Source organism: Paenibacillus anaericanus, from assembly GCF_003994475.1.
GTDB classification, from domain to species: Bacteria; Bacillota; Bacilli; order Paenibacillales; family Paenibacillaceae; genus Fontibacillus; species Fontibacillus anaericanus.
The window spans coordinates 156,584-169,828 of the sequence record NZ_RZNY01000004.1 but is presented as its reverse complement, the minus strand read 5'-3'; the positions used below and the strand labels follow the sequence as shown (position 1 = coordinate 169,828).

The window sequence follows — 13,245 nt, the reverse complement described above, 5'->3', positions numbered from 1 at the left end:
TAAATTTTATATTTTTTAGAGAGTCGTACATGGGGGACATAACCTCTGTGTACGACTTTTTTTATGTAATAATATTTATAGTATCGATATTTTACCTAAAATATGGTTTGATGTCTGGAGGGGAAGGTGAAACATTATGCGATCTTTTTGGATTTGGTTTTCATTTCTAGCGATGGCTTGGTTTTGTGCCTTTGTAAATTTGACCCTAAGTGGAGTTGAACTGCCGTGGCGTATCGCTGGATGTGCAATGTTCTTCGCTGTGTATTTTATCTCCCCACTGTTTCGGCAACATTCTGTTGGACTTACAATCATTCTAAGCGTAGCTTCACTTATTGCTATAGTAACTCTGTGGCCTGCAAAAGACGGCGTTCCCAATCTCTATATTCTGCTTGTATATTCAATTATTGCCGGGGAAGCCGTATATCGGTTGTCACACCCTCGGGCTATAGTGATTGGACTTATTCTTATGCTAGGAGCATTGGGACCGTATTATTTGGGATATCCTGCCATTACTCCAATGTTTATCGTATTGTATAGCTTATTACTAGCTACGGCCTTGATCGTTTTTCATAAAATGTCGTCAAAGGAAGTTGAAGTATCAGCGTGGAATGAAGCACTGCTCAGCGAGTACCGTAAAATGAAACGTCGTATGATCTCAAACGAACAAGTGGTAAGGCAAGATGAACGTGCTCAAGTAGGACGAGATATTCATGATTCTGTTGGACATAAGCTAACGGCTCTATTGTTACAATTGGAAGTATTTCGCATGCAAGTGGACGACGAGGCCGCAGCCAAGGTGCAGGACTTGAAGGAATTAGCGAGAGAGAGCCTTGAAGAGACACGAAATGCGGTTAAAACCTTAAAGCATGAAGAGGTTGGTGGATTACCTGCGATTCTAAATTTGATTCGTAAGTTAGAGGCGGAGAACATCTTACGAGTGAACTTTACTGTCAAACACGGTGCACTTTCAGCTCCTATTAGCAATATACAATCCATTGCCGTCTATCGTGCAGTTCAGGAGTCTTTAACTAATATTATGAGACATAGTACCGCACGGGAAGCCGACGTGTTGTTCGAAGCCCCTGGTGGTGGTGTTTTTCGCTTTGAGGTTTCTAATGCCTTGACTGAGAGTAAGCCTTTCCGCGAAGGCTTTGGATTGCGATCTATGCGAGAACGTATGGAAACGGCAGGCGGACAAGTAGAAGTCATTCCCTATAAAGACCGATTTGTTGTGAGGGGTACGTTATCGATGGTGAAAAAGGGAGGTGCTGAGATATGATCCGGATCTTACTAACTGAGGATCAAGCGATGGTACGTCAAGGGTTGAAAATGATGATCGAAACAGATAGCGAAATGATCGTTACCGGAGAGGCCAGCAATGGGAAGGAAGCCCTTGAGTTATGTGAGCGAAATACCTTCGACATTATCGTACTGGATATCCGTATGCCGGAAATGAATGGTCTTGATGCAGCTAGAGTGATTCGGACACGTTGGCCACAGAGTAAGGTGCTCATGCTCACTACATTTAATGATTATCAATATGCGATGGAGGCGCTGAAGATAGGCGCTAATGGTTATATGCTGAAGGATGCCGATTCTGAGGCGCTTATTCGCTCCATCAGAAGCTGCTTGTCTGGTGGGCTTTCTTTACAGGAGGAGGTCGCAGCTAAGGTGATTCCTCAGCTACTTAAGCAGACGGCAGTAACTTCAGTCGATGCTTCGATTACCCCACGTGAATTGGTAATTATCCGACTTGTTGGAGAAGGACGAAGTAATCAGGAGATCGCTAACGAGTTGGCATTATCACTTGGAACGGTAAAAAATCATGTGAGTCAAATCATGGATAAGCTGGAGCTACGCGATAGAACACAATTAGCGATCTACGCCATCCGGCATAACGTGGTTTGAGAAAAAATGACTGAAGTCATGGTTTACATACAAAGAAGTGACGGAAGACAGTGGGAGCACTGTCTTTTTGTATATAAACTTTATACATAATCGCTAATCGGTTAAGGAGGTATGAAATATGCTGGAAACGATCGAGTTACGTAAGGTGTTCAAAGGGAAAACCGCTGTTGAAGAGGTGAGCTTATATTTGGAGAAGGGGGAATCCGTGGGGTTGCTCGGACCAAATGGAGCTGGGAAGTCTACAACGATTTCGATGATCTCATCCCTTTTGCTACCTACGAGTGGAGATGTTCGCTTAAATGGAAAAAGTGTAGTGAAAAATCCGCAGGACATTCGCAAGGTTCTTGGCGTGGTACCGCAGGAAATTGCCTTATATAATGAGCTGTCTGCTTATGAAAATCTTAAATTCTTTGGTCGAATCTACAAGCTGAAGGGGAACCACCTGGAATCTAAAATTCAAGAAGTGCTTGAAATGGTGGGCTTGCGAGAGCGGCAGAAAGAGTTGATCAAAGCATTCTCCGGTGGCATGAAACGGCGGATTAACATCGCCGCAGCCTTACTACATGACCCGCAAATCGTCATTATGGATGAGCCAACCGTTGGGATCGATCCACAGTCACGTAATCACATCTTGGAAACGGTCCGATTGTTGAACCGTGAGAAGGGGACAACAGTGCTGTACACGAGTCATTACATGGAAGAGGTTGAGCAACTGTGCAATCGGATGTACATCATGGACCATGGTCAGATTATTGCATCGGGAACCCAAGATGAGCTGCGACGCATTTTATCAGGAGAAGATACACTACTTATCCAGCTAAATGAACCATCTCCCGAATTAGTCCAAGAGCTCCTCGTATTGGACCCGGTTAGGCAAGTCGAAGAAACGGAATCAGGACTCAAGCTGATTGTCACGAAACAAAGCGGAATCCTTGCTCATGTTGTTCAAGTGGCAGAACGGCTCAGCGTGCAGATCGTGAACATTAATGTTTATACACCGAGTTTAGAAGATGTATTCCTGCAGCTGACTGGTCGTAAATTGAGGGATTAACCACTGGTAACATTGAGAATTAACCTTATGAATGGTTTGAGGAGGGGTTAAATTGGGACCGTTTTTCAAAAAAGATCTCTTAATTCTATGGAGAGAACGCTACGATACACTTGTTATGACGATCATATTTCTTATTATGATTATCATTCTAGGATATACGACATCAAGCTGGGTAGAGAAGAAGAACGAATCGCTGCAAATGACGGTTGCTATAGTTAATGAGGATAATGATCCGTCAGGACTTATTGCATTTAAGAATGCCATTGCATCATCTTCTTTAACCAGTGAAGCTCAGGCTTCGCTGGGACTCCAAGCGGAGCAACGACTTCCCGCGAAGTCTTTGATACAAATACTGGACAGTATCGATTTCGTGAAAAGCATACCGATGGATCAGGATGCAGCAATGCAAGCATTGAAAAATAAAGAGATCACGGCAATGATAAACATCCCTGCTGGTTTCACGCTGGCAACGTTAAATAAGATGCTCTTGGATGATGGAGAAGGCGGAAGCAAGATTACATTGACCGCAGATCAGCGGGGTTCGATGTCTGTAGATGTGCTACAGGATGTTGTCAATGAATTCATGCAACAGGTGAATCTTCAAACGGCGATTGATCATGCACTGGTTACAAAAGTGGATCAGTATAGCAAGATGGATCAAACTTTAACGTTAGGTGGTCGGGAGCAAATTGCCGGAATCGAGCCACTAGGCTCTTTTCAATATTATACATTTGCGATTAGTATTATCGCTTCACTTATATTAGCTCAAACCGTAGCCTTGAAGGCGATAACCGAGAAAAGAGAGCATGTGTTTAATCGCATTCTGGTGACGGGTAGTCATCCTGCTAGGTATTTGTTCGGTAAGGCAGGTTCAATCTTCTGTGTGACGTTCGTGCAATTTGCACTATTGATTGTTGCATCTCAATTTATATTCGATTTATTTCCGAATCGATCCATAAAGTTTTGGTTTGGTATGGTATTCATTTTAGTGTTGTATTCACTTTGTGTGGCTGCATTAACTATGTTGTTCACATCATTAACCTTCCGGATAAAAGAATCGGCAGCAACTGGAATTTTAACACTGATTATTATGGTCATTGGCTGCGCTGGAGGAAGCTTCACACCCATTTACATCTTACCTGATTGGATTAAGTACGTTGGAGAATGGACACCTAATGGCTTGTCATTATCCATCTTTATTAGTTGGATCCAGCATGATAACCTTGCTTCATTAACTGTTCCTTTCTTGAGACTTGGACTGCTCTGTATTGTAATGATTGTAATGAGTAGCTTGTTATTTCCAAGAAGGGGGCGGATCTAATGTTCACTGTTTTCTGGGCCCAATGGAGAAAAGAACGTCGTTCCCCGTTCATGCTCATCATCTTTTTAAGCCTAAGTATTGTAGGGACTGTACTTATGAGTATGACAACTAATAACAAGATGCTTATAGATGTGTTTGGTGTTCCAGAACTGACAACGGCGGAAGAAACAGCATGGATACAATTATTAAATCAAAGTGAAGCTTATCAATTCAAGATGAGAGCTGAACAGCCGTCGCGTGATGCGGTACGTGAAGGTCGGGCAGATGTAGCAATTAAATTATCAGAGAATAACTACAAGATTATTTCAGCGATTGAAAGTCCCAATGTGGTGCTCGTAGAGCAACATGTATTCCATGTGTTCGCGAAGGAAATGCAGATTCGGGAAGCATCTACGCATTCGGGAGATGAAAATCAGTTTAGAGCAGACGTAGAACATAACCTACAGAGACCTGCATTAACTTTACAAACACAGGCATGGGATGGTAATCCTATCGTCAAGTATGATATAAACTTACAGTTTCTTTTTGGGCTTACTTTATTTCTGGTTATCTACACCATTGGATTTAAGGTGACTGGAGTATTGATGGAGAAAACTACAGGTGTATGGAATCGAGTTATTTTGTCTCCGGTTCGCAAGACGGAAATGTATCTAGGGCATCTGATCTACAGCTTTTTGATTGGTTTTATACAAATTATTATTGTCTTCCTCATTTTCCACTATGGGTTTGGATATCAGCTGATGGAACATTTCGACATGATTTTGGTCATCTGCGCGACTTATATGTTTACTATGGTGGCCTTTGCAATGCTACTTGCTGGTGTAATGAGAACACCTGAACAGTTTAGTTCCCTCTTATCAGCAACCGTACCCATTATGCCTATGCTTGGTGGGATTTATGTCCCACCTGGGACAATTACGAATAAGTTTATTCTCGGGATATCTGAATTATTTCCACTGACACATGCTATGAAAGCTTTAACCGGAGTAGCGATGTTTAACGAAAGTTTGACCGATGTGGCTATGCCTATAGCCAAACTGCTATTCATTGGTGTAATTTGCATGGGTGTTGGGATCAATTTAATGGAACGGCGGAAGGCGTGACGTTACGTTATTCTATCCATAAAATGCATTACTCATAATGAGGATTCATTGCCCAAGGTCGCTTCTTTAGCGGCCTTTTATTGTTTTATTGTATCTTATGCTAAGTTATGGAAGAAAGCTTGAATTCGTATCTGTTTTGCTCCATATTTAATAGGAGTGGTAGAGAAAAAGGTAGAGTGGAAGGAGAGTTGGGAAGTATGGAAAAAGCAATGTTTGCTGGAGGATGCTTCTGGTGTATGGTTACACCCTTTGAAGAATTGCCGGGAATACTTGGCATAGAATCCGGATATGCCGGTGGAAAGAGTGAGAATCCAACCTATGAAGAAGTCAAGACTGGGACAACAGGTCACTATGAAGTCGTGCAAATCAGTTTTGATGCTACGCTTTTCCCATATGAGAAATTGCTTGAACTATACTGGCCTCAGATTGATCCAACCGATGCGGACGGACAGTTTCAAGATAGAGGGACCCAATATCGGACAGCTATATTTTATTATAATGACGAACAGCTTAACGCTGCGATTGAATCTAGGGATCAGCTTGCTGCAAGTGGAAGATTTGCAGAGCCGATTGTAACAGAGATTCTTCCAGCGCCTATCTTTTACCGTGCTGAAGAATATCATCAAGACTATCACAAGAAGAATCCTAAACATTATAAAGAAGATCGTGAGCAGTCCGGGAGAGATGGTTTTATTGATAAGCATTGGTAAGCAAGGATGATTCAATGAACATAAATGGGGGGAATTACAGCAGTGGAAAGACATATTAACAATATTTTATTCGATTTGGATGGAACCTTAACCGACCCTAAAGAGGGGATCACAAAGTGTGTAGAATATGCCTTGAATAAATTTGACATCCAGGTTGATCACATCGATCAGCTTATTCCTTATATTGGGCCTCCTTTATATGAATCTTTCGTAGAGCTAGGAGGATTATCTCCGGAAAATGCACATCTGGCTGTAGATTACTATCGGGAACGCTTTCGCGAGGTGGGGATGTTTGAGAATAGTGTCATTCCAGGATTTCCTGAGTTGCTTCAATATTTGCAGGACGAAGGTTATACCTTGTATGTCGCCACTTCCAAACCTACAGTGTTCGCCGAACAGATCTTGAAGCATTTCGAGATGGATCATTACTTCAAGCACATTGTAGGTAGTAATCTTGATGGGACACGTACGAAGAAGCAAGAGGTAATCCAATTTGTACTTGATGAGAATATAATCTCGCCAGAGAGTGCCATAATGATCGGAGATCGTGAGCATGACATTATCGGAGCTAAAGGCTGCGGTGTAGAGTCTATTGGTGTCTTATTCGGTTACGGTTCGGAAGAAGAGTTAAGAAATGCAGGGGCAGACCATATCGTAGGTAAGGTCGATGAAATTCGCGAAATCATATTGAATATTGGAAATGGAGATTGTAGTTATGGCAATACGAAGTAAACAACAAGTCATTGATTTTCTAATGGCTTCTGAAGTTGTGGCTGTTGGAACCTCGAATATGGGGTCACCACGTCAACGGATGATGCATTTTGCAGTGGATGATGATTTTAATATTTTTGTGACGAGTACAAAAGGCGATCCTAAAGTTATTCAATGGAGCAATATTCCTGAAACTGCACTTCTGATCCATCAAGGTGAGGAATTTATGAAGATGGAAGAATGCGAAATTCTAGGTAGAGCAGAAGTGTTAAGTGATCAAGCGGAGCGTGAACGTGCGGCGCTTTTGCTACAACATCGTTCTCCGATTGTGGCACAATTTATGGCGATAGATGCCATAGATCGGCTGGAATTTATCGTGATTAGACCGTTTACAGTTAAATATCGCTTCGTTCCTGAGATTCTACAGGGTGAACCGCCAACGGTATTTGAATTTGAAGAAAATCGGCTGAACTTCAGCTCATGGGATGATGTAAAAGCAAAAGCTAGAGTTTGGAAAGAGGCTATTCGTCCACTGTCCATGACAGCTTCCCTGATTCCAATCCTACTGGGTGGAGCACTTGCCTTATCGATCACGCATACCATTAACGCAGGACTATTTCTGCTCACCTTAATTGGAGCTTTAATGATTCAAGCAGGAACAAATATGATTAATGACTGGAAAGATGCTGAGCGGGATAGTGATAATAACACGGGGATGCGGCCTTTTACAGGCGGCTCAAGAATGATTCAGCTAGGATTAATATCTCGCGGGGATATGGGGTTCTTTGGACTATTGTTATTTGTCATAGCAACCTTAATAGGCGTTTATTTAGTGTTTATAAGTGGATGGGGGTTAATCCCACTTATTCTGTACGGAATTATTGCGGGGATGTTCTATACGAATGAAAAAGGAAAGTTCTCCTTTCTTAATATGGCACCTGGAATAGCGGAGTTATTAGTTGCAACTACCTACGGCGTATTTATGACCATGGGGGCTTATTATGTCCTGACAGGCCATTATTCGATACAGGTGTTCCTGATCTCGCTCCCCGTTGCTATATTCGTCTCGAATGTACTGCTAATTAATCAGTTCCCTGATGCTGAATCAGATACGAAGACGGGCAAGAACACGTTAGTGGTTCGCATAGGTAAACGTAAAGCTAGAAATGTATTGATTGCCTCTTTCATCGTGGGATATCTTATTGTTGCTATTCTTCCACTCGTGAACTACGCACCATACACACTATATATTTCGTTCCTTTCACTTCCGTTTGCATGGCAGGCGATTCGATACGCTTGGAAAAATTACGACAAAAATGCGGGAGATCTCATTCCAAGTAACGCACATACAGCAATCAATCATCTATTTAACGGACTATTGTTAGTCTTGGCGTTTCTATTGACTGAAGTAAATATCTTCGCTTCCATCGTTTATTCTATCGTGTCGCTCTTATTCGTCTTCTGGATTTGGAATTACATTGAAAGACAACGCAAAGTGATGAATGAATTCCGTAATGCATTTAAGAGGTAGTTACTGAGAAAGTGAACTTTACAATATGATCATATCAAAAAATACCAATACCGCCCTGAAGGCAGTGTTGGTATTTTTTTGATTATACGGATAGGTGTCTAATCATAAATAACGCGCTGTAGGACGCCTGAGATTCAAAATCACTATTTAGGAGTTACTAGGATTTTCACTTGATTCTTTTCCTTCAACAGCGCTTCAAATCCATGTTCGACCACTTCCGAAAGTTGGATTTTCTTCGTTACTAATTTGTCAGCAGGGAAGTAACCTTGTTCCATAAGGCTAATTACGGCAGGGAACACATTACGATAGCCGATAATTCCTGTCATGCTGCGTTCTTTGAGAACAATATTGTTAGGGTGAAGTGCAGCTTCCTTCTCAAAGATACTTACGATCATAATTTGTCCACCCAAATTCGTGGATTCAATAGCTTGTTTGAGAACCGGTGGAACCCCCGTTACTTCGAAAGCAACATCAACTCCGCCATTTGTACGTTGTTGTAGTTCTTCAACTACATCGTATTGTTTAGGATCAATCACAATGCCACCTAGTTCAGCAGCTTTGCTCTTTCGTTCTTCAGATAACTCAACCACATAAATTTCTGACGCACCAGATGCTTTCAGTGCCTCTATAACAAGCAGCCCGATCGGACCTGCACCAAAGACAACCGCTTTGTCACCGACCTTAAATTTACTTTGGCGGACCGCATGCAGTGCAACAGCAGAAGGTTCGACAAGCGCGCCTTGTTCATAGGATAAGCTATCTGGAATTTTGTGAACCATATGTTCGTCAGCAGCTACGTATTCAGAGAATCCGCCTCCGCCACCAGCGAGTCCAAGGAAGCCCATCTTATCGCAAAGGTTATATCTACCTTGTCGACATGCCGTACATTCCCCACAGGCAAAAATAGGCTCTACGACAACACGGTCGCCAACCTTTAATTTCGATACACCTGCCCCGATTTCGACGATTTGTCCAGAGAATTCGTGTCCCATCACGACGGGAGCTTTCTCGTCTGTTAGTGGATGTTCTGTATTTTCAGGAATAAAGATAGGGCCTGCAACATATTCGTGCAAGTCGCTCCCACAAATTCCGCACCATTCAATTTTGATTTTCACTTTACCGTTTAAAGCAGTTGGTTCTTCAATCGTTTCTAACCGTAGGTCTTTGACGCCATGCCATCTCAATGCTTGCATATATTCCATCTCCCGTTTATGAATTGATTTCTTAGTTAGATTCACGCAGAAAGGGAAACGTTTCCGTAACAAATATGTCACATTAATAGAGGAATGTCAAATCTAAATATATTAAAATGTGATATTTAATATAGTGAAAACCTTCACTAACACTGGGTTTATAGAGTAGAAAAGAGAGAATGCCTACAACTTGCTATAAAATTGTGGTATGATGTCAATAATAAATATCCTTCAAATTTAAGATTCAATATGGAAACGATTCCGATTAGGAGAGGACGTTAATTGTGCCTAACAAGAAGAAGGTTACGATCGAAGATGTTGCAAAACGGGCTGGGGTAGGTATCGCTACCGTATCTAGAGCCCTTAATGAAACAGGTGGAATTAGTGCCAAGACAAAAACACTAGTACTTCAAGTGATCGAAGAGATGGGATTTACCCCAAACACTTCGGCTCAAAGTTTGAAAGTACGTCATACCAAACAAATTGCCCTCGCGGTTCCTGATATTCGCAATGCGATTATTCCTGATATTGCTTGGTCCGTGGAACAAGTTGCCAAACAATTTAATTATCGTGTGATTCAAATTAATACCTCTGGAAATGCCAGAATGGAACTGGAGACGATTCGAGAAATTAAGAAATTACATGTAGATGGACTCATTATCATGCCACTAGCGTACCCGAAAACCATCGTGGAATTCATCAATAAATCCAGTGTTCCTGTCTCCGTTATTAACTATGGTAAGAGATTGGGAGATGAAGTGAAGGCAGACATCGTAAGTCTATCCAGAATGGAAGGTAAGATCGTGATGGAGCACTTACAACATATCGGCAGAACCCGAATTGCTTATGCCGGAGCGCAGAAAGAGGTCATTGAAGATCGATATTTCGCGTACGAGCAATCCGTCAAACACTTAGACGTCTCCTTGGTCTATTTTGGTGAGGATTTCTCCATTCAAACGGGGGTTAAAGCAGCCGATTACTTCTACAGTCTAAAGGATATGCCGGATGCTATTTATGCGGTGAACGATATGGTTGCGATCGGGATTGTAAATCGATTTAAGGAACTGGGGGTTTCTGTTCCAGAGGATGTCGCTGTTGTTGGGATTGACAACAATTTGTGGACTACATTAACAACCCCTCAGATTAGTTCTGTCTCCATTATGGGGAGCGAGGTGGCACGCGTGGCTACGCAACTACTCTTGAATCGGATTCTGGAGAACAAGGTGGGAGAATATGAAAGAGTACAGTTGGAACCCCGCCTTATTGTTCGAGAATCGAGTGTTTCCATTACCCGTAATAGCGTTCACCTTTAAAGGAGGATTTCGCCTTCTGATGTCCATTCAGGAAATCCTCCTTTAACAGTGAGGGTAACATCTTCCAAAACATAATGCTGCTTCCCACAATAGGTTCTGTCAATCACTGATTTTGGCTTTGTGCCTTATTTGATTAGACATTCTGTTGTGTTATTCAAAGTATGGTTGTCACCGCGGATGTCTCTGATGCGAATATTACTACTCAAGAGATTAGAGTCACTACTCAATTTAAAGGCAGGGTAATTCTCTTCAGCTTCAAGGCGCATGGTCTCATCAAGGTTGTGTTGCTGTTTAGGGTCGACTAGAAAAGGAACCAAGTTTGTTTCGATTTCTATATCGAACTGATCGGGCTTATCCGTAATCAGAATAACGATCACTCCGTTACAACCACAGCCTTCAGTATCATAAAATAGTTTGAAAAATCCAGGTCGATTTCCCAAGCTTTCCACTAATCTTTCCTTCGCCAAAGAGCCAATCTGAATTTTCATCTGTATTTCTCGCCCCTTCTAGAGTAGTTTTTACTTTGAAATTTAATTATACAACACATTGAAAAAAGGTGTATGATCGTAAGCACAGATAATATTTTATTATTCTTATTGGATAAGTTGGTAATATATATTGAATAATGTAATTTGTCGTGCTATTATCTGAATGCGATAATTCATTACTTGTATTTGAGATATCATTTTGAAGGAGGAGGAATTGAATGTCTAACAAGAAGAATCTTCAAGCAGATTTAAATCCAAGAAGAGTGCATGTGAAATTCGGTGGAGAAACGATTGCCGACAGTAAGAACGTCATTACGCTCCATGAGAGAGGTCATCTTCCGGTGTACTACTTTCCTGAATCAGATGTTCGCAAAGATCTATTTGTCGAATCCGATCACTCTACTGAATGTGGACTTAAAGGGACGGCATCGTATTGGAGTATCAAGGTTGGTGACCGAGTGGCTGAGAACGCAATCTGGAGTTATCAGAATCCGATAGCGGGGAGTGAGGCCATCAAAGGATACTATTCATTCTATTGGGATCAGGTGGATGCTTGGTTTGAAGAGGAAGAAGAGATCTTTGTTCACGCCCGTGATCCTTACAAACGTGTGGATGCGCTGCGGAGTTCGCGCCATATTCTAGTTGTTATTGATGGTGTAACCGTCGCAGAGAGCAATCGTCCTGTCATTGTATTTGAAACAGGTGTACCTGTACGTTACTACTTGCCGAAGGAAGATGTAAGGCAAGATCTTCTAAGCGAAACTACACTTCAAACAAGTTGCCCGTATAAAGGAACGGCTTCTTATTGGTCGGCGACTGTAAATGAAAAAATCCACGAGAATATCGTATGGAGCTACTTGAATCCTATCCCTGAGATTCCGAACATTAAAGAATATCTTTCATTTTATAATGAGCGTGTTGAAACCTACATCGATGGCGTAAAAGAAGGGGAAATCTCCTGGTATCGTTCCGCTCTGGATTTCTTTAATGCGAATGAGATTAAGATCCCGACAGTTACAGCATAGTATAAGCAGAATATGAATGAAGTATGGCTGACCTGAACACAGGAGGTCTTTTTTTTATTTGAACAAAATTACTTAGAATATATCGTGTTTATAAGAGAACACTTCATGTTATATATGGTTATACTAAAGTTTTAATTGGAGGGTACATACATTATGAATGGAACACAAACGCTGAGCAGAGCGCTTGACATATTGTTTGCTCTGTCTGAAGCCAATGATACATTGTCAGTCAGTGAAATCGCTGAGAAGGTATCTATTCCAGAAAGCACGACCTATCGGTTCATTCAAACGCTGGAACAGAACGGGATTGTGGAGCGGAAAGGGAAGAGTCAAATTGGCCTAGGCATGCGTATATTAGATTTGGCTAGAAGCTTAAGCCATCAAGCTCATCGTGAGTTATTACCGCTAGCGTTGCCTATTATGGAGCAATTAACAAGGCAAACGCGAGAAACATCGGTTTTGTTCGTCCGTTCAGGAATGAATTGTGTCTGTATACAAAATGTGCGCAGCCAAGGCCTTCTTCAATTTGCTGTTGAGAATGGCAGAGTACTGCCTTTGAATTCAGGGGGATCAGGGAAGTGTATCCTTGCTTATGAGAATGAACGATTCATTCAACGGGTTGTAGATACCCTTGAGACTTCCGAGGAACAACGTGTTCTAACTGAAGAATGTAAGGCTATCCGGGATCGAGGTTACAGCTTTACACACGGGGAAGTGGATCCAGATATTTTTGCCGTTGCTGCACCTGTGCTTGATGCGCATGGATTAGTTGTTGCTAGTTTATCGATCGCTGGGCCAAATTTCAAATGTAACGCAGATTATGATCAAGAAATATCGGGTTATGTAGTGGCTGCCGCTAACCAATTGTCACATAAACTAGGTAGATCATGA

Annotated in this window: 13 protein-coding genes; 11 read left to right on the top strand and 2 right to left on the bottom strand. The window is 41.8% G+C overall.

Going from position 1 to position 13,245, the window contains the following annotated elements; translation table 11 throughout:
• The first annotated feature begins 136 nt into the window (after nt 1-136).
• From EJP82_RS07025 to EJP82_RS06990, 8 genes are all read left to right on the top strand, one after another.
• A complete protein-coding gene (locus EJP82_RS07025) occupies nt 137-1,279 on the top strand; it encodes a sensor histidine kinase (RefSeq protein ID WP_127191331.1) in 1,143 nt (380 codons plus the stop codon).
• Nucleotides 1,276-1,908: a response regulator gene (locus tag EJP82_RS07020; RefSeq protein ID WP_127191330.1), complete on the top strand. Its 633-nt coding sequence runs from the start codon at nt 1,276-1,278 to the stop codon at nt 1,906-1,908. Before EJP82_RS07025 ends, EJP82_RS07020 begins: the two co-directional genes overlap by 4 nt.
• Before the next feature lie 118 nt (nt 1,909-2,026).
• A complete protein-coding gene (locus tag EJP82_RS07015; RefSeq protein ID WP_127191329.1) occupies nt 2,027-2,959 on the top strand; it encodes an ABC transporter ATP-binding protein in 933 nt (310 codons plus the stop codon).
• 52 nt (nt 2,960-3,011) lie between these two features.
• Nucleotides 3,012-4,280, top strand: a complete 1,269-nt coding sequence (locus tag EJP82_RS07010; protein ID WP_127191328.1) for an ABC transporter permease — start codon at nt 3,012-3,014, stop codon at nt 4,278-4,280.
• The gene (locus tag EJP82_RS07005) at nt 4,280-5,383 is read left to right on the top strand and encodes an ABC transporter permease (RefSeq protein ID WP_127191327.1); all 1,104 of its coding nucleotides are present in this window, start codon (nt 4,280-4,282) and stop codon (nt 5,381-5,383) included. Before EJP82_RS07010 ends, EJP82_RS07005 begins: the two co-directional genes overlap by 1 nt.
• Before the next feature lie 197 nt (nt 5,384-5,580).
• Nucleotides 5,581-6,093 carry a peptide-methionine (S)-S-oxide reductase MsrA gene (gene msrA, locus EJP82_RS07000; protein ID WP_127191326.1) on the top strand — a complete coding sequence of 171 codons (513 nt, stop codon included), beginning with the start codon at nt 5,581-5,583 and terminating at the stop codon, nt 6,091-6,093.
• 42 nt (nt 6,094-6,135) lie between these two features.
• Nucleotides 6,136-6,825 carry an HAD family hydrolase gene (locus tag EJP82_RS06995; protein WP_246054002.1) on the top strand — a complete coding sequence of 230 codons (690 nt, stop codon included), beginning with the start codon at nt 6,136-6,138 and terminating at the stop codon, nt 6,823-6,825.
• The gene (locus tag EJP82_RS06990; protein ID WP_170220143.1) at nt 6,809-8,335 is read left to right on the top strand and encodes a prenyltransferase; all 1,527 of its coding nucleotides are present in this window, start codon (nt 6,809-6,811) and stop codon (nt 8,333-8,335) included. The genes EJP82_RS06995 and EJP82_RS06990 overlap by 17 nt, the downstream gene beginning before the upstream one ends.
• Nucleotides 8,336-8,478: 143 nt before the next feature.
• On the opposite strand, the gene EJP82_RS06985 is transcribed toward EJP82_RS06990, so the two are convergent.
• Nucleotides 8,479-9,528 carry a 2,3-butanediol dehydrogenase gene (locus EJP82_RS06985; RefSeq protein ID WP_127191323.1) on the bottom strand — a complete coding sequence of 350 codons (1,050 nt, stop codon included), beginning with the start codon at nt 9,526-9,528 and terminating at the stop codon, nt 8,479-8,481.
• Nucleotides 9,529-9,812: 284 nt separating this feature from the next.
• Here EJP82_RS06985 and EJP82_RS06980 point away from each other — a divergent pair, with 284 nt between their 5' ends.
• The gene (locus tag EJP82_RS06980; RefSeq protein WP_127191322.1) at nt 9,813-10,841 is read left to right on the top strand and encodes a LacI family DNA-binding transcriptional regulator; all 1,029 of its coding nucleotides are present in this window, start codon (nt 9,813-9,815) and stop codon (nt 10,839-10,841) included.
• Between the two features lie 125 nt (nt 10,842-10,966).
• Here the strand turns inward: EJP82_RS06980 and EJP82_RS06975 are convergent, their stop codons facing one another.
• Nucleotides 10,967-11,329, bottom strand: a complete 363-nt coding sequence (locus tag EJP82_RS06975; protein ID WP_342773675.1) for an iron-sulfur cluster biosynthesis family protein — start codon at nt 11,327-11,329, stop codon at nt 10,967-10,969.
• 218 nt (nt 11,330-11,547) lie between these two features.
• Between EJP82_RS06975 and EJP82_RS06970 the strand changes: the two genes are divergently transcribed.
• Nucleotides 11,548-12,354: a DUF427 domain-containing protein gene (locus tag EJP82_RS06970; RefSeq protein WP_127191320.1), complete on the top strand. Its 807-nt coding sequence runs from the start codon at nt 11,548-11,550 to the stop codon at nt 12,352-12,354.
• A 153-nt stretch (nt 12,355-12,507) separates the two neighbouring features.
• Complete coding sequence (locus EJP82_RS06965) at nt 12,508-13,245, top strand: IclR family transcriptional regulator (protein WP_127191319.1); 738 nt, start codon at nt 12,508-12,510, stop codon at nt 13,243-13,245.

Excerpts from the sequence above, each read along its gene's own strand:
- EJP82_RS07025 (WP_127191331.1), top strand. The coding sequence starts at position 137 with ATGCGATCTTTTTGGATTTGGTTTTCATTTCTAGCGATGGCTTGGTTT.
- EJP82_RS07020 (WP_127191330.1), top strand. The coding sequence starts at position 1,276 with ATGATCCGGATCTTACTAACTGAGGATCAAGCGATGGTACGTCAAGGG.
- EJP82_RS07015 (WP_127191329.1), top strand. The coding sequence starts at position 2,027 with ATGCTGGAAACGATCGAGTTACGTAAGGTGTTCAAAGGGAAAACCGCT.
- EJP82_RS07005 (WP_127191327.1), top strand. The coding sequence starts at position 4,280 with ATGTTCACTGTTTTCTGGGCCCAATGGAGAAAAGAACGTCGTTCCCCG.
- msrA (WP_127191326.1), top strand. The coding sequence starts at position 5,581 with ATGGAAAAAGCAATGTTTGCTGGAGGATGCTTCTGGTGTATGGTTACA.
- EJP82_RS06990 (WP_170220143.1), top strand. The coding sequence starts at position 6,809 with ATGGCAATACGAAGTAAACAACAAGTCATTGATTTTCTAATGGCTTCT.
- EJP82_RS06985 (WP_127191323.1), bottom strand. The coding sequence starts at position 9,528 with ATGCAAGCATTGAGATGGCATGGCGTCAAAGACCTACGGTTAGAAACG.
- EJP82_RS06975 (WP_342773675.1), bottom strand. The coding sequence starts at position 11,329 with ATGAAAATTCAGATTGGCTCTTTGGCGAAGGAAAGATTAGTGGAAAGC.
- EJP82_RS06970 (WP_127191320.1), top strand. The coding sequence starts at position 11,548 with ATGTCTAACAAGAAGAATCTTCAAGCAGATTTAAATCCAAGAAGAGTG.
- EJP82_RS06965 (WP_127191319.1), top strand. The coding sequence starts at position 12,508 with ATGAATGGAACACAAACGCTGAGCAGAGCGCTTGACATATTGTTTGCT.